This is a genomic window from Desulfuromusa ferrireducens, assembly GCF_055389805.1.
Genome location: NZ_AP042415.1, coordinates 2,635,839 through 2,655,627, shown reverse-complemented (window position 1 = coordinate 2,655,627; position 19,789 = coordinate 2,635,839). Strand labels below are relative to the sequence as shown.

General features: G+C 51.1%; 18 protein-coding genes. 6 read left to right on the top strand and 12 right to left on the bottom strand.

The window, feature by feature from the left end:
- Window positions 1-39 precede the first annotated feature (39 nt).
- Window positions 40-495, bottom strand: a complete 456-nt coding sequence (locus ACZ5PT_RS11980; protein WP_464263270.1) for a phosphate-starvation-inducible PsiE family protein — start codon at window positions 493-495, stop codon at window positions 40-42.
- Window positions 496-637: 142 nt separating this feature from the next.
- Between ACZ5PT_RS11980 and ACZ5PT_RS11975 the strand changes: the two genes are divergently transcribed.
- The 6 genes from ACZ5PT_RS11975 to ACZ5PT_RS11950 all read left to right on the top strand — a co-directional run bounded on the left by ACZ5PT_RS11975 (window position 638) and on the right by ACZ5PT_RS11950 (window position 8,429).
- The gene (locus ACZ5PT_RS11975; protein ID WP_464263269.1) at window positions 638-1,375 is read left to right on the top strand and encodes a rhomboid family intramembrane serine protease; all 738 of its coding nucleotides are present in this window, start codon (window positions 638-640) and stop codon (window positions 1,373-1,375) included.
- A gap of 5 nt (window positions 1,376-1,380) precedes the next feature.
- The gene (ybaK, locus tag ACZ5PT_RS11970; protein WP_464263268.1) at window positions 1,381-1,863 is read left to right on the top strand and encodes a Cys-tRNA(Pro) deacylase; all 483 of its coding nucleotides are present in this window, start codon (window positions 1,381-1,383) and stop codon (window positions 1,861-1,863) included.
- Window positions 1,864-1,885: 22 nt separating this feature from the next.
- Window positions 1,886-2,716: an SIR2 family NAD-dependent protein deacylase gene (locus ACZ5PT_RS11965; RefSeq protein ID WP_464263267.1), complete on the top strand. Its 831-nt coding sequence runs from the start codon at window positions 1,886-1,888 to the stop codon at window positions 2,714-2,716.
- A gap of 287 nt (window positions 2,717-3,003) precedes the next feature.
- The gene (locus ACZ5PT_RS11960) at window positions 3,004-3,966 is read left to right on the top strand and encodes an SPFH domain-containing protein (protein WP_464263266.1); all 963 of its coding nucleotides are present in this window, start codon (window positions 3,004-3,006) and stop codon (window positions 3,964-3,966) included.
- Entirely contained in the window at window positions 3,944-7,261 is a 3,318-nt protein-coding gene (locus ACZ5PT_RS11955) for an AAA family ATPase (protein ID WP_464263265.1), read from the top strand. The genes ACZ5PT_RS11960 and ACZ5PT_RS11955 overlap by 23 nt, the downstream gene beginning before the upstream one ends.
- A 325-nt stretch (window positions 7,262-7,586) precedes the next feature.
- A complete protein-coding gene (locus ACZ5PT_RS11950) occupies window positions 7,587-8,429 on the top strand; it encodes a response regulator (protein ID WP_464263264.1) in 843 nt (280 codons plus the stop codon).
- A gap of 49 nt (window positions 8,430-8,478) precedes the next feature.
- On the opposite strand, the gene ACZ5PT_RS11945 is transcribed toward ACZ5PT_RS11950, so the two are convergent.
- From ACZ5PT_RS11945 to nadC, 11 genes are all read right to left on the bottom strand, one after another.
- Entirely contained in the window at window positions 8,479-9,669 is a 1,191-nt protein-coding gene (locus ACZ5PT_RS11945; RefSeq protein WP_464263263.1) for a M24 family metallopeptidase, read from the bottom strand.
- A 541-nt stretch (window positions 9,670-10,210) separates the two neighbouring features.
- The gene (locus ACZ5PT_RS11940) at window positions 10,211-10,639 is read right to left on the bottom strand and encodes a hypothetical protein (RefSeq protein ID WP_464263262.1); all 429 of its coding nucleotides are present in this window, start codon (window positions 10,637-10,639) and stop codon (window positions 10,211-10,213) included.
- Between the two features lie 136 nt (window positions 10,640-10,775).
- Complete coding sequence (locus tag ACZ5PT_RS11935) at window positions 10,776-11,492, bottom strand: response regulator (protein WP_464263261.1); 717 nt, start codon at window positions 11,490-11,492, stop codon at window positions 10,776-10,778.
- Window positions 11,493-11,599: 107 nt separating this feature from the next.
- Entirely contained in the window at window positions 11,600-12,100 is a 501-nt protein-coding gene (locus tag ACZ5PT_RS11930) for a MogA/MoaB family molybdenum cofactor biosynthesis protein (protein ID WP_464263260.1), read from the bottom strand.
- Entirely contained in the window at window positions 12,100-12,564 is a 465-nt protein-coding gene (locus tag ACZ5PT_RS11925; RefSeq protein ID WP_464263259.1) for an MOSC domain-containing protein, read from the bottom strand. Before ACZ5PT_RS11925 ends, ACZ5PT_RS11930 begins: the two co-directional genes overlap by 1 nt.
- 3 nt (window positions 12,565-12,567) lie before the next feature.
- Window positions 12,568-13,575, bottom strand: coding sequence for a hypothetical protein (locus ACZ5PT_RS11920; RefSeq protein ID WP_464263258.1), 1,008 nt, complete (start codon window positions 13,573-13,575; stop codon window positions 12,568-12,570).
- A gap of 80 nt (window positions 13,576-13,655) precedes the next feature.
- Window positions 13,656-14,690, bottom strand: coding sequence for a hypothetical protein (locus ACZ5PT_RS11915; RefSeq protein ID WP_464263257.1), 1,035 nt, complete (start codon window positions 14,688-14,690; stop codon window positions 13,656-13,658).
- A gap of 87 nt (window positions 14,691-14,777) precedes the next feature.
- Window positions 14,778-16,853, bottom strand: coding sequence for an elongation factor G (fusA, locus tag ACZ5PT_RS11910; RefSeq protein ID WP_464263256.1), 2,076 nt, complete (start codon window positions 16,851-16,853; stop codon window positions 14,778-14,780).
- Between the two features lie 133 nt (window positions 16,854-16,986).
- On the bottom strand, window positions 16,987-17,754 hold the full coding sequence (locus ACZ5PT_RS11905) for a type III pantothenate kinase (RefSeq protein WP_464263255.1): 768 nt from the start codon (window positions 17,752-17,754) through the stop codon (window positions 16,987-16,989).
- Between the two features lie 33 nt (window positions 17,755-17,787).
- Complete coding sequence (locus tag ACZ5PT_RS11900) at window positions 17,788-18,750, bottom strand: biotin--[acetyl-CoA-carboxylase] ligase (protein WP_464263254.1); 963 nt, start codon at window positions 18,748-18,750, stop codon at window positions 17,788-17,790.
- A 165-nt stretch (window positions 18,751-18,915) separates the two neighbouring features.
- The gene (nadC, locus tag ACZ5PT_RS11895; RefSeq protein ID WP_464263253.1) at window positions 18,916-19,743 is read right to left on the bottom strand and encodes a carboxylating nicotinate-nucleotide diphosphorylase; all 828 of its coding nucleotides are present in this window, start codon (window positions 19,741-19,743) and stop codon (window positions 18,916-18,918) included.
- Window positions 19,744-19,789 lie beyond the last annotated feature (46 nt).

Below are 19,789 nucleotides of genomic sequence, written 5' to 3'. Positions count from 1 at the left end.
CTTTGCCAGAGCTATCTCGCCCGCTATTCAAAATCAGCACTAATCCGATTCCGGCGCAGAGCCCTTGAGCGTCGCTATTTCATCGCGACGAATAACCCAATAGGCAAATGTCGCCGCGAAAACCAGAACCGCCAACCCGATCAAAGACGTATAGTCTTCCTTATGGTAGTCAACCAGAACCAACTTTCTTGCCAGGGCCAACAATGCAACCAGAATAACCGCACGAACTTTGACGATCGGCGTGCCGCTGGAGATTTCCGGTAAAACAGTATGATTGAATTCCAAGGCAATCAAGACGGTCATAAACGCCCCAAAAACGGTGACAAACTGGTCATGACTAAAATTATGCAGGCCGCCGCCCATCACATGCCACAATTCGGAGCCAGCATGAATCATCGTCAGCACCACAGAAATCGACACCATCAGGGTTAAACAGGCCACCATCAACAGCTCAAACCATTGATACCCCTTGGTACCGAAAAACAATCTTTTCATTGTTACTCCCTTCGCATTCTCTATATACATGGACAATCTCGGCAGTCATTATGCCACAATAATTCTCAGCACATAACTTGCCGGAAGCATTTTTCTGCGTTAGTTTATGACAAACCACTTCTACCCAATAGGAGCCACCCACTTGAACGCCCAATTCCGTCGACAGAAATTCTTTATTCACAACAGTCTGCGTGGTCATTCACTCGTCCATATCCTGATTTACGTAAATCTGATTCTTTTTACGCTGATGGTTCTGCACGGGACCATCAGCGGACTCGGCATGCGTGCCATCCTTAACCCCCCAGTACAACTCCTGGTTCACTGGGGGGCACAGTTCTGGCCGAATGCCCTGCATGGTGAAATCTGGCGTTGCCTGTCCTATGCCTATACGCACGGCGGCATCATTCACATCGGTTTTAACATGCTGGTGCTCTACCAGATTGGTCCGTTGATCGAGTCTGAAGTCGGCTGGCAACGTTTTTTTGTCATCTACTCGGTCACGGCAATTTTTGCCACTCTGGCCGGATATATCATGCATCCGCAAATCGTTGTTGTCGGCGCTTCCGGCGCCCTGTTCGGCATCTTCGGCTTTGCTGTCAGTTATTATCATCGCGTCGGCGGCAGCCTCGGCATCCAACGCCGTAACTTTCTCTTTCAATGGATTGTCATTGCCCTGGTTTTCGGTTTTGTTGTTGGCGCCGACAACGCTGCTCATATCGGCGGGTTACTCAGTGGAGCTGTCTTCGGCTGGTTAACGCCAACCACTATTCGCGGCCAGAAAAAGAGCGCTTCCATCTTTAACGGGGTCGCCTGGCTGCTGGTTGCCCTAACGGTACTGAGTCTGGCGATGATAATCATCACCATGTTCACCGGGTATTAACGGCCATGGCAAAAGAAAAGATTCCGGCAACCCAGGCGATCCGAACGCTGAAAAAACATAAGGTTCTATTCACCCCCCGACCGTATAAATACGAAGCAAAGGGGGGGACGAAAGTCAGCGCCCGCGAACTGGGGATCGACGAGTTTCAGGTGATTAAAACCCTGGTGATGGAAGATAACCAGGGCCAGCCGCTGATTGTCTTGATGCATGGCAGCTGTGAGGTTTCCCTCAAGCACCTTGCACGACAATTGAAAGTGAAGCAAATCAGCCCCTGTCCAGCCGAAAAAGCGGATCGGCTGACCGGCTATCAGACCGGCGGCATCTCCCCTTTCGGCACCAAACAAGAGCTGCCGACTTATGTCGAAGAGTCGATCCTAAAACTAGACAAAATCTGTATCAACGGTGGCCGACGCGGCCTGTTGGTCGAGATCGAGCCCCAGGCGCTGATCAAAGTCCTCAACCCGACCCTGGTCAGTGTTGCGATCTAAAAACAACCAAAGGGAGGCACAAGTGTCCAATCATCCCTACGCTCAGGCCGCAGCGGCCATCGGCAACGCAACTGCTCTCGTCATTACTGCTGGCGCCGGCATGGGGGTCGACTCGGGTCTGCCCGACTTTCGCGGTAATCAGGGTTTTTGGAATTCCTACCCAATGTACCAGCGTCTCAATCTAAGCTTTGTCCAGGCAGCCAACCCAGAACACTTTGAACGAGATCCGTTATTTGGCTGGGGGTTTTACGGTCACCGGACCAACCTCTATAGAGGGACAGTTCCACATCACGGTTTCTCACTGCTGCAGGACTGGATCAAGCGCTTCCATCTTGATCACTTTGTCGTGACCTCCAATGTGGATGGCCAGTTCCAAAAAGCCGGATTTAGCGAAGAGCTCATTCTCGAGGTTCACGGTTCAATCCACCACCTGCAGTGCACTGTGCCCTGCAACCGAAATATCTGGCCTAACCGGGCGGAAATCAGTATTGACGAAACCACCATGCGGGCGAAAAACGCTCCCGAATGTCCAAGCTGCCACCGCGTTGCCCGACCCAACATTCTGATGTTTGGCGACTATTCCTGGCTCCACCAACGCACCGCAAGTCAGGAGGACAATTTTGATGCCTTTCTGCAACAGAATCAGGATGGTCGGTTGGTCGTCGTAGAAATGGGTGCCGGTTCGGCAATTCCCACCATTCGCAATTTAAGCGAACGCCTTGGCCAACAGCAAACGAACAAGGTTCTCCGTATCAACCCGCGCGAGGCGCAAATCGGCCCACCACACCTGTCTTTTCCCTGCGGAGCAACCGCCGCCCTGGATCAGATCGAACTGCAGCTCCAAAACAAATAAAACATTGTTTTTAGTTTTACACAAAACACCTTAAAAAAACCAAACAAATCAAAACACTTGCCCACTAGGCAGCACTTAAAAAAACTCAAAGTTCCATAATATACTAAATTCACTACATCATTGCGTCTCCTCCCTTCCGCCGACAACCGATAGAACGCTTTTCTATTTTCTTCATTTTATCCTGGAAATCATTTTAATTCCTGCTATCATTAGAGGCTAAATCGAAAACCGCAACGCTCTGCCCAAACCATACAAACCAACCACGGCTAGTGCCCAGGAGGCTCGTTGTGACCCAGGAAATACAGTCTAGCCTGCTCCACCGTGCCCGTTTGAAAGCCCTGTTCAAGCGTATTTTTGTTCTGCTATTCATCTTTGTGCTGCTCTACAGCGGCATTGCCATGATTTATGCCAGCAAAACCTTTTACAAAGTTCGGCAAAACTACGCCTTTATTCTCGAAACGCTCAATGGCAAACGGGAAGCGGTTACCGGGGTCGGCTGGCACTTCCGCTTACCGATCTTCACCCGCCTGGAACTGGAAGTGCCACTCATGAATCAGGAGCTCCACCTGGGCAATTCGATAGAGCCGCAAAGGATCATGTCCAAAGGCAATGTTGCCCTCTGGACCAGCGCTATGCTTACCTATCGGATTCACGATCTGGTTCGCTGGGGAATTGAAAATCGCTCTCCACAAACGCTGTTGCAAACAGAGTTTGATGGAATTGTAAAAGATGTCATGCAGAGCGAATCGATCAATGAATTGATTTCAGACCGAGTCCGGATCAAGGAGCAGATCTACCGCACCCTGAAGGACCAGCCGATCAACGAAGGTGGCCTGAACCTGGAACAAAAATACGGTATCGAAGTCATCTCTTTTGTGCTGCGCGACACCCAGTTCGGCGAAAAACTGGCCGAAGCCAGTGAAGAGAAAAAACGCCGCGAGTTGATCGCGGAAGCGGAAAACTATGCTGCCGATCTTGAAGCCAGCCGAACCCGCAAACTCTACGCCGCCTACAGTGAATCGATTAAGCAGATGCGCATATCACTGGGGCTGACTAACGCCAATGACCCGTCGCTGTTTGATTTTCTTAACCAGCAGAAATGGGCTTCGGCTTACCAGAAAAACCAGCAGGGACAAAATACCGTGGTGATCAACAACACCTCTTCGGCCGTCCCGGTAACGCTGCCAGCACCAACCCCTTTACAACCGAACAAAATGGTGAAAAAAAATGCCCCAGACACGCAAAACTAGAACTCCGATCCACGTCAGTCTTTCCGAGGCAAGGATACTGCAGATCGAAGGGCTGGTGACCGGTTGGAGCAATGAAACACGCCGCTTTGTCTTGCGACGACTGCACCAGTACAACCCGCACCGCTCCATTTTCGAGCGCCTGTTCCTCCTTGTCCGCAGCTTTTTCAAGCAAGAAGTACGGGACTTCAACCTGCTGCAGAATCCGAGTTTGCTCAATGACTGGCACAGCCGCTTTGAGGCCGCTGGCTCGCAAGACGCAACGGCAGCCTGGAACCGGATCCTGTCAAAAGAACTCGACCAACACGACCATCAATACCTGACCTATCTTCTGGAAAAAGAAACCATCGACACCTTCGTACCTCAATCGATCAACTGCATCTTTGACAGGCTCTACCACGCCTTTATTCTCAAAGAGTACAGCGATGACCCAGAGGTTCCCCGCGCCCCCCTGATTCTGGTAATCGGCAATTCCGGCAGCGGCAAAAGCGCGACGATCAAACAAGCGATCGAAGAGACTTTTTTCGCCTCCGAAGTCAAACCGGTAGTCAACTTACGAACCAAACGCGACGAGGTGATGGCCAACCAGCCGTTCTGGCGCAGCCTGGCAGACGTCGACCCGGAACTGGCGATCCGCATTGAACACCGCCGCAAGCGAGCAAAATTACGGATCTTCTCACGCCTTCCGATTATCCGCTATATCTTCCGCAACCGCATCAGCCAGGCCCTGTCTTCGCTTGACGAAGAAGGGGTCCGGGTAGACTACGCAATGATTACTCCCAACGATTACCAGACCGCCTTTGCCGGAGAACCGGGCAACTATCTACGTAAGGCGATGGGTAATCCCGCCCGACTGTGCTTACGCCATATGGAAGAGGCACATTCGGCCTTCGGCGTTCCCGACGAACGCAGCTCGATCAAATCACAGCAATCGACACTGGTCGATGCTGCCAACATCATCCTCGACGAAATTGCTCATGGCCGGCGCGACTGTATCCTGGTCGCCACCACCGACCAACCAGAACAACTCGACCCGGCGATTTACCGGCGTTTTATGGAGCGCGGCCTGATTATCGATGTCAACGATATTTGGGAAGATCCAGCCAACCTGCGAGAAGTCGTCTGTCTGGAACTTCGACGCAAAAACCACCCAAAGGACCCGCGCTCTCCACGCTCGCCGCACCTGTCCGAAGAAGCTCTCGACCGCGCGGTCGAGAAGCTCTACCCGGTCTTTCATCAACGCAGCCTGCGCATCACCCCTGCCTATACACGACGATTGATCTCTTCGCTGATCACAATTAAGGGATCTTTCGCGCCGCAATATCTCGATGACCAATTGCTAGTTCGCGATGCCCTGAAATCCGTTGCCCGTAATGTCCACGGCTCGATCTATAACAAGGTTGTCGCCCAGATGGACCGAAGCGTTGCCTGGAAGGAGTATATCGGCGGAATCAAGAATGAATTCTCGGAAATGGCCAACAACGCCTTGTTCTACAAAATAAACGACGAAAAGGGGGTGGTCTTGACCGGCCCCCCGGGTTCAGGAAAAACATTCATGGTCCGCGCTTGGCTGGGCGACAATCATGACGTGCAGGATATCTGCGCCAACCTGTCCGACCTGACTGATGTCAACAGCCCCCTGGAAGGGATGGTCGCCAATCTGGAACGCATTTATGACATCGCCAAGATGATTTCACCGGCAATGGTCTTTTTTGATGAAGGGGATGCCGTGGCACCGCGCCGTTCGCCACAAGGTGGCAGCCCTTATGACAAAATCACCAATAAATTCCTCTCGATTATCGATGGTGAAACGCCTCTGCACCGCGTGTTCACCGTCCTGACCACCAATCGACTGGACATCATCGACCCGGCGCTGATCCGTTCTAAACGGCTAAAAGTTCTCAATGTCACCGGTCATCTGCGCGAAGATGATTGCTCTTCTATCATCGCTCAGGAAATGGAAGGGATTCCCCTGACAGAGGGATTATCAGTGGCGGAGATGACCCGCCAGGCCAACGCCCTATGTGAAACCCCGGCCGACTATACCGCCTATGCGGAAAAGGTTCGTTCACTGCGAACCACCGAGCTGGAAGTTATCCAGAAATTCCTTAGCATTGCCACGGATGATAGTGAAGAAAAGGTCCGTTTTATCCGCTTTAACTACAAAATCCTGCTCGGCCTGCTCGAAGGAATGTTACCCGATTCAACCCTGACGCAAACGGCCCGGCAAGGCGAAGAGGGGTTGCTTAGTCGACTTGATGAGGTTCACTCGCGCCTGTCGATGATCAAAGACGACAAAGATTTCCCGGTCACCCACTGGCACCTGCAAACAGCGCGGCAGCAATTGGCCAGCAGTCCATTACGCAAGGGCAAGCAACAACTTGATGATTTCCTCGAGACAGAACTTTCCGAGGAACCACAAGTCGGTTTTGTCGTCGGTGTCGGCGCCAACGATACCACCGGAGTCATCCTGCCGATCGCCTCGGTTTTGGTTTACCGCATGTTCCCGGAAAAAATTGTCGTCACCGGAGCCGTATCGACCAGCTCAGCCGCTGGCGCCGAACTGGATCTTGCCGTTCAAATGACCCACCAAAGTGCCCGCGAATCCCTTACCCTGGTCGAGTACTACCTGCAATCACTGCTGCCGGAGATAAATGTCTCGCGTCTACTGGGTGAATACCTGGACGGCTATTCGTTGCACCACCAACTGCTCTCGACATCCTATAACGTCGGCGGACCATCAGCAGGATTTGCCCTGGCGATCAACACCCTGTCTATTCTCCTCAACATGACGGTACAGAACGATTTCGGCATCACTGGAGCCCCCTGGATCAAAGGGGCGCGCAAGGGCGAAATCGGTGCTTCGGTCATTATCGGCGGGCACCGCAAGAAAACGGAAAAAGTTTTACAGTATCTGCAGCGGATGTATATGCCGGTTCAGAACTATCTGGACATGGAACCAGAAGTCCTCGCCGCCTACCGAACCATCGGCAAAGACGTGGTTGCGGTCACCAGCTTTTCGTCGTTAGTCCCAGAGGTTTTCTATATTGATGAAGATCACCAGCAAAAACTTCAAAGGTTTTTTAGCGAACGACAGAAAATTGCCCTAGCCCCCACATCATTAGATATTTTACCGACGGCAAAAGAGGACAACGAAAAGCTCGCCACCGAATTGCGCAACAACACCGAAAATCTGATCCGCCGCCGTCTGCGAGCGGTCGAAAAACATTTACAAAATCAGCAGGATAAATTCACCAGCCTTGAAGAGATTTTTGCGACCTCAGACGCTATTTGTTAACAGCCCCCCGCAGTTGACACAGAAGCTCGATGCAAGCCCGGTAGTGAGAATCGATCGGAGAGTTGTTTGCTCGACAGGTTCGGCAAAAAGACTATACGCTTCAATTGCATAATTAGCTCGAATCACATCACATCTCTCGTTCACCCCTTATAAAGAAAATAGAAATAAGAAACAATTTCAACGGGTTACAAGAAATACTACTATTTTAAAAGCAATCTATCCCCGCTAAAAGCATTGCTTTTTTATTAAAATATCTCCATAATACTAGTTGGATATAAATGATAGAGTGTAAATTGAGCTTATTTCTTCACCCTGGGACAAAATCATGGCAAGAAAAAAACTCGGTGAAACCCTTGTTGAGATGGGGGTTATCAACCAAAAAGACTTGGAAAATGCCCTGAACCAACAAAAGGGTAGCAACAAACGCTTGGGGCAGATACTAGAAAGTATGGACCTGCTGCTTGAAGAGGATATTGCACGGGCTCTTGCCAAGCAGTTCGGCTTTCGCTACGTCAAAGGTCTGGCCAGATTCAGCTTTCCACGCGAAGTCCTTGATCTCTGCGACGCAGAGACAGCCCTCTCCAAATCAATCTTCCCACTTAAGGTTGAGGGGAAAACCCTGCATCTGGCGATGACAAATCCTCTCGACAATGACCTACAAAACGACCTCAGCTTCAAAACTGGGCTCAATATTTCCCCCTGCGTAACATCACCAGAAGAGATTAAAGCAGCGATTCGAAAAAATTATCTTATTGAGATTGATGCAAAAAAAGAAGACCGAATTTGGAGCATCCTGATCGTTGATGATCAGGAAATTGTCTTGTCAGCCGCCGAGGCAGCACTAAAAAAAGAAGGCTATACGGTTTACAAAGCAGTAAACGGTGCCGAAGGTTTAAAAATGGCCCTGCAAATCAAGCCCCACCTGATCGTTACAGATGTCTTAATGCCACGCATGGACGGCCAGGAAATGTTTCGTGCCCTTCAGGGCAACCAAGGCGTTGCCGATATCCCGGTCATTGCTCTCTCCGCCAAGGCGTCAGCAGAAGAAGAATACCGCCTGCTTGAGATGGGATTTTATGACTTCATCCCCAAACCGATCAATCCAATCCGTTTGGTCGCTCGGGTCAGGCGTGCAATGCGCTACAGTCAGGGCGCAACAAATAGTTAAACGAAAAAAGCCTCCGTTCAAAGGAGGCTTTTTTCGTTTAGACAGCAACTTATAATTCCAACAAACTCTCGTCGGTATACGTCAGTCGTTTTATTCCATTATCGGAAACTCGCCAGGTATTTTCTATCCCAACGGCACCAACACCGGGAAAGACAACCTTCGGCTCAAAAGCGAAGGTCATGTTTTCAGCCAGAACCTGATCGGCAAAACCACGCGCAATAAATGGGTATTCATCCACTTCTAGGCCGATGCCATGGCCAATAAAAGAAACCTGCGAGCCTGCGGCACCCATAAAACTATCCTGATAGCCCAGTTCAACGGCCAACTGATAACAATCGAGATAGACCTGCTCCCATGTGATTCCGGGCTTGGCAACGGCAAACAATCGCTCCTGAATCTTCAACATATCGAAATATGCTTTGCGTAGCGGATCCGGAAGCTTCCCGAGCGACATGGTTCGTGCTTGATCGACCAGATAGCCATCAAAGGCGGTCACCAGATCGACAATGATCGGCTCTCCGGCGCAAATCTTTTTGTAACTGGCCCCCTGCCCGACTGCCGGATTAGGACCCAAGCCACCCAAGGGAGCATCAAGAAAGGCCGGGACCGCGCTATCGGAACCGGAAAAAACATGACCAAAAGAGATCTCAGAATTAAATCCCCGAAAGCGGATCGTCCCCTGATGCCCTTCTTTGCGGGCATAGCATTCCAACTCCGCAGCAACTTCGTAATCGGTCTTGCCAACAGCTATGACTGTTTTTACGTGCTGAAAAACCCTGTCCATAATCAGGGCACAGTCCTTCATGATACCTATCTCATAATCACTTTTCACTGCCCTCACGTGACGTAGCAACGATGACACATCGACTATTTCGGTCGGTCGCAGCAATTTTTCAAAACGTTGAAACTGCAGGACGGGTAAGATATCGAGTTCCAGCCCCAAACGTTCCGGCAAATGCAATCCAAGCTCGCGCAATTGATTGGCAAGCTCACTCAGACCGGTTAACGGAAAGACGTTTTTCAAGCCCGACTCCATTCGAGCTCGTGCAAAATCCCTACGAACCAAATAAACCGGCTCACCTTCTGCCGGCAGGTAGTAGATCCCCTGCTGGATCGTACCGGTAAAATAGAAAAGATCACTGTTCTGCACCAGAATGGCCGCATCCAAGCCCTGTTTCTGCAGATGTCCCTGCAAAGCAAGGTAACGATTATTCAATTCGGTTGCGGGTGTTATTCGCATATTTCAGATCCCCTATCCGTAAGTGAAACATCACATATTGCGTCGTTCAGATACCATAGTCGTTACTTGAGGTCAAATCGAAATCATTGAGTTTTTTTCGCATATTGACTGCATTTTATGGTTGATTTTTTAGCCAGAAAAAGCGTGCTGGCAACTGCTCATTATTTAAGCAAAGAGGACAAGAACAAGCTAAGTTGGGGGGCTGTGAATAGGTAGCGACAGTTTTTCACAATGCTATCCACAGAAACTGTGTACAGTACACACACGCATTTCTAAGCTCGCTCAAATGAAATCATCAAATCAAAGGAGGGTATAAGAAAAATAAAATTTCGTGCCGTTGTTCGCTACCGTTACCAACATAACAACGCTGCAAAGTTCGTAACAGCTGTCCGACAAAAAAAGCTGGTTCTTTAAAAACCAAAGCTTGAGCGCCTGCCCTGCCGAGAGTGCCTGACTAATCGTCACCGGCCGCTAAACTACATGGCACCTGAGGTCCCGCAACTGCGGATCTGGGGCAGAACGCTCCATAAATCCCGACAGCCTAGTGAGTAGCCTGCCGAATGACATCACGGACTTGGTTCCCGAATTCCTCTGAGGGAGTTACCAAAATATTCTTCTTTCCGACCTTGGTCGTAAAGCGCTCATCATCCTGGTTTTTTTCGTAAATTTTTCGGAGATTATCCGAAAGGGCCTTCAGCTCATCCGGTTTAACGCCTTGCTCTTCGGCCAGAGTTTTTAAACTGTGCAACTTGTTCCCCTCAATCCAGGCAATACCAAAATCCTTGGGCGGTTTGCCGATAAAGACAAAACCACCCTCTTCTCCAGGAATAACTTCCAGCGGCTTGTGGATCTGCTTACTGAGAGACTCGAGCTGATCACGGATTTTATCGATCCTATCAGCGGCCTGACTGTCTTCATCCAGAGAAGGATAGCCTTTACTCGATGCAAATATTCTGTCTAAAAACCCCATACATACCCCCTTTCTGACCGGTGACAGAATATATAAACAGTAGTCTGAAATCTGACGATTGCAAGTCAAAGCAAAGTTATTATTAAACGGTTGTTTGTGAAATAGAATGACGGGCAAATGGAGTGGGGAAGGATTTTCAGTTCACACCCGCGGCAAGATATCCACTGACAAGGCTGATCTGCTCCTTAGCAAGTGGCGCAAACTGAATCCCCATACCAGTCGGCAGATGAGGCTTTTTACTGTTTTCGGGGTGATTCAACCAAGCAACCCTCCCCCGACAGGTCATGCTGTTATTGGTCTCGGGAAACTGAAAACGAAGGGCAAGAGAGGTATTGATCGGCATCACATCATTGGTTGCAACAAAGACCCCCCCAGAGCTCAAATTAACAGAATAGTTACTCTTTATGTCCTTATCATTCTGACCGAATTCAACCAGCAAACGTGTCGCCACCCGGGACAACTGACGATCGGTCAGATCAAGGAAGCTGCGCGCAACAGATAAGAGTTGATGCCGTTTAACAGGACGATGAATAATCGCATCGCAACCAGCCTGGCGACACAGTGACTCAGCCTCTGAATCCCCGTTATCAACAACCATAATAACCGGGATGTGCTGTAGATCTTTATCCCGCTTGATCCAGCGACAGATTTCATCGCCACGACTGCCAGAGATCTCGGTGTCCATGAAAATCAGGTCGGGGGTACGCTTTAAAACCAGCTGCATAATTTCCTGAGTATTGACTGCCATCAACAAGTCAAAACCCTCACGATGAAAAAAAGAGCGTTCCAATTCGAGAAACAACTCAACATCATCAACCAGCAAAATGCTCCGTTTTTCCGACCTTGACACCATACTATTCCCTACTTCGCAACCATATGAACAAAATGTATCGACTTAAACAATAACAGCTCTAGTGTAAAAACGTAATAACCTGCTGTTTTATTGTTGTTTAATGAATTCTATGCCTTTGCACAATCAGACGGATCACCCTGTAATTTGGCCAGAGCATGCGGCAACGCCGGCAGCAACACCTCAAGATTTTCACGAACACCCCTGGGGCTTCCGGGCAAATTAACAATGAGCGTCTGCCCACGCACACCAACCAACGCCCTCGACATCATTGCGTGCGGTGTTTTCGCCATACTGGCACTGCGCATCGCCTCGGCCATTCCCGGCACCTGATAATCAAGCACCCTTTCGGTTGCCTGTGGGGTCAGATCACGTGGGCTCAGTCCGGTTCCGCCCGTGGTCAGAATCAGGTCGAGGTGTAAATCGTCGACCCAACTGGTCAGCAACATGACAATTTTATCAGGATCGTCAGGGATAACCTGATAACGAGCGACGCTGCCGACAGGAGCAATTAGCTCACTCAGTAATTGACCACTCTCATCTTCCCGCTCGCCGCGGGCTCCCTTATCGGACAGGGTCAGAACACCGACTCGGTACTCAATCTGACTCATCAATCGCTTCCTTTCTCCACTCCGTCAGAAACTACCTCGATCCAATCGCCGTTACTCACCTGCCCCGCCGTAAGAACCCGGGCAAAAACCCCCTCTTTCGGCATCACACAGTCGCCAGCCTGATGATAAATGGCACAGCGGGTGTGGCACTCCTTACCAATCTGGGTAATTTCAAGTTCGGCACCACTTTGTAACCGCAGCAACGTCCCGATCGGCAGGGTAAAAAGTTCCAGCCCATGGGTTGTCAGATTCTCAGCAAAATCGCCCGGCCCGACATCCAACCCGGCAGCGCGCATCTTATCGATGCTCTCCTCAGCTAACAAACTTACCTGACGATGCCAATCACCACCATGGCCATCATCTGCCAGACCAAAGTTTTCAATTAACGCGCAACTGCAAACGTCTTTTTTCCGTTCACCTTTTTTTTCGCTGGTACAAACAGCAATGATACTACCACGAGACATAATTCACCTTTTCTTGCTGGCTAACATCCGCCGTGCGTTATTAACAACTGCTTGTGACACATTGCGACTCTTGGCCAGCTCTCTAATATCTTTTTCGCTTAAAAAGGTCATAAAGCGCATCGACTTCTGCAGCGGCGTGCGCGGATGTACAACCAGCGCTTTTTTCATTTCGTACTTCTTCATCCATTCTCGATTGAGCAGGATAATACGGATCAAATCATCGCTGGCACTGCGGTTTTTTGCCACGGCAAGCACTTCCCCTTCGGAAATGCGCGGGTTTTTCAGAACCGCCGAACTGACCAACTTATTTGCTTCACGGATAAGCAGTGTTCGCCACTCTTTATCCCCAGTCAGCGCCATTTTTATCTTCTCAGAGACCGCCATATTCTGCAGTGACTGATACTTGGAGAGTGTTTCTTCGTCAAACTCACCAAATTCCTGTTCGGCTTGTTCCTCATCATCAGCGGAAACTGCGGTCTCCTGTCCCGACTGCGGTTCAGGGTCCTCTTCTGGCTCTGGCTCAGGTTCTGGCGGAGGTTCAATCCAGCCAAGCCGGAGTTTCGTTACTTTGTCGGCATGGGGATTATTAATTATTGCCGCGCGCAACGCCGGCATCTTGAGTAGCTTTTCATCATCATGCGACAGCATATCAAGCACATCACCAGAACTGCGCTCGGCAAGAAAAACGAGGCTGCGCAAACTAATGGCGGGATGGGCTAGCGCCGCGACCATCACCACCGAATCTCGGTAGCGCACGCGCACAACCAGATCAACGATAGAAAAGTGCAGTTCAGCATTGCTGAGTGCCGACAAAAGTATTTTCGCCGGCAGGGTTTTAAACGTCTCCAGCGATTCTTTTTTCAGCTCTTCGTTATCACCGTGATAAAAGATGAAGAGCACCGTCACCAGATTGGGGCCTGACATCGGCAACGCCCCACGGGCTGCCGCCAGACGGACACTGTGTCCACCCCACTTGCTCATTATTTTGGCCACTTCGGCCGGAATTTTCATTTGGACCTTTTCGGGTCCGTTCTGCTTCTCTGACAAAGAATGCTGCTCCTAGGTCACCGGCCAAAAACTAGCGGTGATGATTATTTACGAACGACCTGTGTTTTCAGGCCTGAGTTTGCGATCCGCTCAGCAATCTGTCGAGCGGTTTGTTGATCAGTCTGCGAAGCAATCAACATTTTACCATTCATCTCAACGTCACTGCTAACCTGTGTCACCGTAACGTCTTTTGCCGCCAACATTTCTACATACTTGCCGGCCCGTTCTGAATCATGAAATGAGCCGACGTAAATGGCCCAGTTATCGCCAGCAGGCAACATGAATGCATCACCAATGCGTTTTTTTAATTGAGTTAAACGGTCCTGGGCGACATCCCGTGGATAGAGGCCCTCCAGCAACCGGGTCATCGTCACCATGCCACGCCCCTTGATCGGTTGCGCTGCAAAACCAAGATCGTGCAACTGAGTGGACGCTGTTGCAACCGCCGCCTTGCTTAAAAAAGGACCAACCAGCACCTGATAGAGAGGCGTCACCTGAGCGGTGTCCGTAGCCGTAGCCACGAGCGGCTGGGCGACAGCTACTGCCTTCTGCTTCGTTTGTTCAACCGTGGAGACAACCTGTGTTGCGGCGGCTTCTGTTTTTTTCGCTACAGGGGCCGGCTGAGCTTCGACCGTCACGATCTGTTGTTGCTCGACAACTTCAACCTCAACCTGCTTGTCGATGACGTGTCGCTCCGGCGTCTGTTGTCGTTGCACCTGATTCAATGGCGGTGCCTGACTCGACAAACCACCGCTGATAAAATAATAGGCAACTCCAAACAGAGCCACAACCAACACCATCACCAGCAATAATAAATTGGAAGCGGCTGCCCGGGGAGGGGGTGCAACCGCTCGTACCTCGCCAGTCGCAATGCCGCTACCGGCAATATCACCATCGACCTCAAGCGGACTCTCCTGCCCTTTTGTTGACAGAGCAATCTGATCCGGGGAAGTCCCATCACCCGCGGCGGACAATGGATCAGGAACCGCTGAGTCCGTTGCCGTGTCGCCGGTTACGGACAAATCCTCGGCTTTCTCCAGATCGATATTTTTGTTAAACAGATCATCCTGCTCCGCCATCCAACCGGTCTCCTCATCTATATACGTATTTACGTCGTACTGAAACAATATCAGGGGCATCTGCAGGAGATGCCCCTGATACTGGCTTTAAGCCTTTTCCAAATCAGCCAGAATTTTTGCCGTCTGGTGAGAAGGGACCTCTTCGTACTTACTGAACTCCATTGAGAACATACCACGATCGGACGTCATTGAGCGCAGTTCAGGAGCATAACGCAGCACTTCAGCCATCGGCACTTCTGCGCGGATCACCTGGCTATTCGCCTGCGGTTCAACGCCGACCACCTTGCCGCGGCGGGAGTTGAGATCACCGATAACATCACCCATGCAATCATCGGGAACGGTCACCTCAAGCGCCATCACCGGCTCGAGCAGAATCGGTTTACAGACCTCCATCGCCTTCTTAAAGGCCATCGAACCGGCGACTTTAAAAGCCATCTCCGAGGAATCGACCGAGTGGTATGAACCGTCATAGAGGGTGACCTCGACATCGACCACCTGGTTTTTGGTCAGGGGACCGGTTTTCATCGCATCGCTGATCCCTTTGTCCACAGCAGGAATATAGTTGCGCGGCACCGAACCGCCGACCACTTTATCAATAAATTCATAACCATCGCCGCGCAGCTTCGGCTTGACTTCGATCCAGACATCACCGAACTGGCCACGTCCACCCGACTGTTTCTTGTACTTACCCTGGACCTGGGTCGAGGCTCGGATCGTTTCGCGATAGGGAACCTTCGGTTCCTTGAGAATAACCTCGGCACCATATTTACGCTTAAGGCGTTCAACGGCGACCTCGAGGTGAATCTGGCCCATCCCGGAAATCACCATTTCCTTGGTTTCTTCATCGCGCGAGGTCGTCAGGGTCGGATCCTCTTCCATCAAACGCTGCAGTCCGGTGTAAATTTTATCCTCATCACCCTTGCTCTTGGCTTCTATGGCAAAGGAAATAATCGGTTTGAGTGGCACCAGCGGCTCATACATGATCTGTTCTTTCAGATCACAGAGCGTATCGCCGGTCGCCGTTTCCTTGAGCTTGGGGACGGCAATGATATCGCCAGCGGCAGCCACAGCCAGTGGCACCTGCTTTTTCCCTTCCATTTCCAGGATATTGCCGATCCGTTCCTTTTCGTCCTTATTTGGATTGTAGACCACAGTGTCCGGCTTCAAGGTGCCCGAATAAACCCGCATCAAACTCAGCTTGCCGGCATAGGGGTCGTTAATCGTCTTAAAGACCATTGCCGAGAAGGGCTCATCTTCGCTCGGCTGCCGCTCGAGCGGCTCATCGCTATTCGGTTTAACTCCAATCTGCAGCCCCTTGTCGATCGGTGACGGCAGGCAGGCGACGATGTAATCCATCAGTTGCCGGATGCCAATATTGGCCGTGGCACTGCCGCAAAAAACCGGGGTAAAAACGCTGGTCAAAACCCCTTCGCGCAACCCACGCAGCATCTCCTCCTCGCTCAGGGTTTCCCCTTCGAGGTATTTCTCCATCAACTCATCATCCGACTCGGCGATCGCCTCCAACAATTGCTCGCGCAACCGCAAGGCCTCATCCATCATCTCAGCCGGAATGTCGACTTCGTCGTAGGTCCCTTTTTCATCAAACTTGTAGATCCGGGCGCGCATCGTAATCAGATCAACGGTCCCCTTAAAACCTTCCTCGGCACCGATCGGCATGGTGACGATAACGCTACGGGCACCGAGCGATTTCTCCATGTCATCGACGGCCTTGAGAAAGTCGGCGCGATCCTTATCCATCTTGTTGACAAAGGCGATCCTTGGAATTTCAAAATCGTCGCACCAGTTCCAGATCTGCTTGGTCTGCGACTTGGTCCCGGAGATGGCCGAAACAATCACCACGGCACCGCCAAGAACTCTCAGACAGCGGCGCGTATCATGCAAAAAGTTACTCACCCCCGGAGTATCAACGATATGCAGACTGTGGTCTTTCCAGGTACAGTGGTTGAGGCTGGAACTCAGAGTCGCCTGCCGTTTAATCTCTTCTTCTTCAAAATCCATCAACGAGGAGCCATCGTCGACCTTGCCCAGTTTATCGGTCATGCCGGTATTAAACAGGATCGCCTCAACCAGTGACGTTTTACCGGCGCTGTTGTGCGCCACAATCCCCAGATTTCTCAATTTTGTCGTGTCGTACTTTCCCATGAATCGCTCCTTTTCCGGATAAGAATGGAACCATCAGCGGAGTCCCGTATAATTACAGGCAGCCCTCCAGACGAACAACGTTATGCAACGTCGCAAAGAAAAGTGTTACTGGGTGTTGCTAACAAAAACCGGATTATTGCCGGTTCCTTTGGTATAAAATCCGCAAGCCTTCCAGGGTCAGAAGCGGCTCCACCAAGTCAATGTAATCGGTCGCCGCGGCAATCGGTGCCGCCAGTCCACCGGTAGCAATAACTTTGGGTTCCGGTTCGATCTCCAGCTTCATCCGCCCGACAATCCCCTCAACCAAGCCGACATAACCGAAGAAAATCCCTGCCTGCATACTGTTGACCGTGTTCTTGGCGATAATCTGCGGTGGCCGGGAAAACTCCACCCGCGGCAATTTACTGGCCCGATCGAACAGGGCTTCGGCAGAGATTCCGACACCCGGAGCAATCGCCCCGCCCTGATAGGCGCCATCAGCAGAGATGACATCAAAGGTCGTGGCCGTGCCAAAATCGACCACAATCAGGCTGCAGTGACATTGCTCATAGGCAGCCACCGCGTTGACAATCCGGTCGGCACCAACCTCGCGCGGATTCTCATAGTTGATCGGCATCCCGGTCTTGATTCCCGGACCGACGACGTAGGGGGTTAATTCAAAATACTGCCGACAGAGCATTTCCAGCGTATTTAACATGGGCGGAACAACACAGGAGACGATCACATCGTCCAGATCGGAAAAACTCAGCCCAGACAACCGGAACAGGTCGTTGATCAGCATGGCATATTCGTCAACGGTACGATATTTATCGGTCCCGACCCGCCAATCTTGCTTCAATTCCTGCCCCTGGTAGATCCCGAGGACAGTGTTACTATTTCCAACATCAATCACCAGCAACATATCAGTCTTCAATCCTTCTTTTAGATATCGATATTACAAGGGCCTGACATCGCCGGCCAGAATCCGTTCCACCCGGCCATCATCCAGTTGCAGACGTAAGGCTCCGTCACTATCCAAACCAACCACAGTTCCCTGCCAATGTTCAACTTGAACACGTGCATTCATCAAGTCACAAAGCGCTTCCCAGCGACGCCGAATCGGCACAAACCCCTCGGCCAGAAATTCACCGTAATAGCCATCGAGTCGTTGCAGAAAAGCACGCACAAAAGCAACCCGGTCGATCTTTTCATCGCGTTCCAGAAAAACCGAAGTCGCCGGGTAATTCAGCTGCTCCGGGAATTGCTCAGTCGTCATATTCAGATTGATACCGATACCGAGAATAACAAAATGGATCTGCTCGGTTTCGGCATTCATCTCATTTAAAAGTCCGGCGATTTTTTTTCCGCCAACCAGGATATCGTTGGGCCACTTAACCCGGGCAGATAATGCATAAAGTTCTTGAAGTGTTTCAGCGACCGCGACAGCGGAAAGAAAGGTCATTTGCGGAGCCTGCTGAACCGGAATTTGTGGGCGCAGCAGGATGGAACAGTAGAGATTAACAGCTGATGGGGATTCCCAGCGCCGGCCAAGTCGTCCGCGGCCAGCGCTTTGTCGGTCAGCGATAATGACCGTTCCGTCGGCAGCACCTTCTTCCGCCAGTTGGCGCGCCCGAGCGTTGGTGGAATCGATTTCGGCGAGACAGTGGAGTGAAGAACCGAGCCATTTGCAGCCCAGCCCCTTTTCAATCTCACTGGCGAGCATCAGATCCGGCCCGCCGAGCAGACGGTAACCGCGTGACCGCTGCGCTTCGATCTCAAAGCCCTGTTCACGCAACGACTCAACCTGCTTCCACACTGCGGCCCGAGAGATGGCCAGTGTTTGGCTGATCTCCTGTCCCGAGATAAAAGTTTCGGGTTGACGGCGAAACAAGCTGAGGATCTTATCGCGTGAGGTCAAAAGCGCTCCAGTTTAATAGGCTTAGAAAGACCGGTGGCTACGGTGGCTAAGCAAAAATTTCGGCCTGCTAGGCAGCGGGATTGAGCAAGGACGAAGACATACAAAAGTATGTCGAGATCTTGATCATGACCTGCAACACCGCAGGATGGTATTTTTGCGACGCCATCAATCGAACAACATGGAGATATCAGCCGCCTTAACCGAGTGGGTCAAGGCACCGACCGAGATAATATTAACACCAGTCTCGGCAATATCACGGACCGTTTCCAAATTGACCCCGCCAGAGGCTTCAACCAGCGCGCGGCCAGAGATCAATTCGACGCCCTGACGCATTTCGTCAAGCGTCATATTGTCGAGCATAATGATATCGGCACCGGCCGCCAGAGCATCCTGCACCTCTTCCATGTTGCGGGTTTCGATCTCAATCTTCAAGGTGTGTGGCAATTTCAGCTTCGCTCGCTCAATCGCTGCGGTGATGCCACCGGCAGCGGCGACATGATTTTCCTTGATCAACACGCCGTCGAACAGACCGATGCGATGATTGCGTCCGCCACCCATGCGGACCGCGTATTTATCGAGGGCGCGCAAACCAGGCACGGTTTTACGAGTATCAACAATAAAAGTCCCCGTTCCGGCGACCTGATCGACGTAACATGCGGTTAAAGTCGCAATGCCGCTCATCCGCTGCAGCAGGTTCAGGGCGACCCGTTCTCCCTGCAACAAAACCGAGGCCTTCCCTCTGATCCAGGCAAGAACTTCGCCCCGCTTGACCTTGCGTCCATCCTCGAGCAACTTTTCAAAATTAGCGGCAGGATCAAGAGTGCGAAAAACCGTGGCCGCGATATCGATCCCGGCCAGGGTAAAATCCTCTTTGGCAACCAACTGGGCACGCGCCACCGTATCGGCAGCAACAGTGACTTCAGTGGTTACATCACCAAGGCCGATATCCTCTTCTAAAGCGGTACGGATAATCCGCTCAATTTCAAACTGCATCAACACTCTCCAAACAGACACAACGTACTTGAAAAAACAGTCAGAT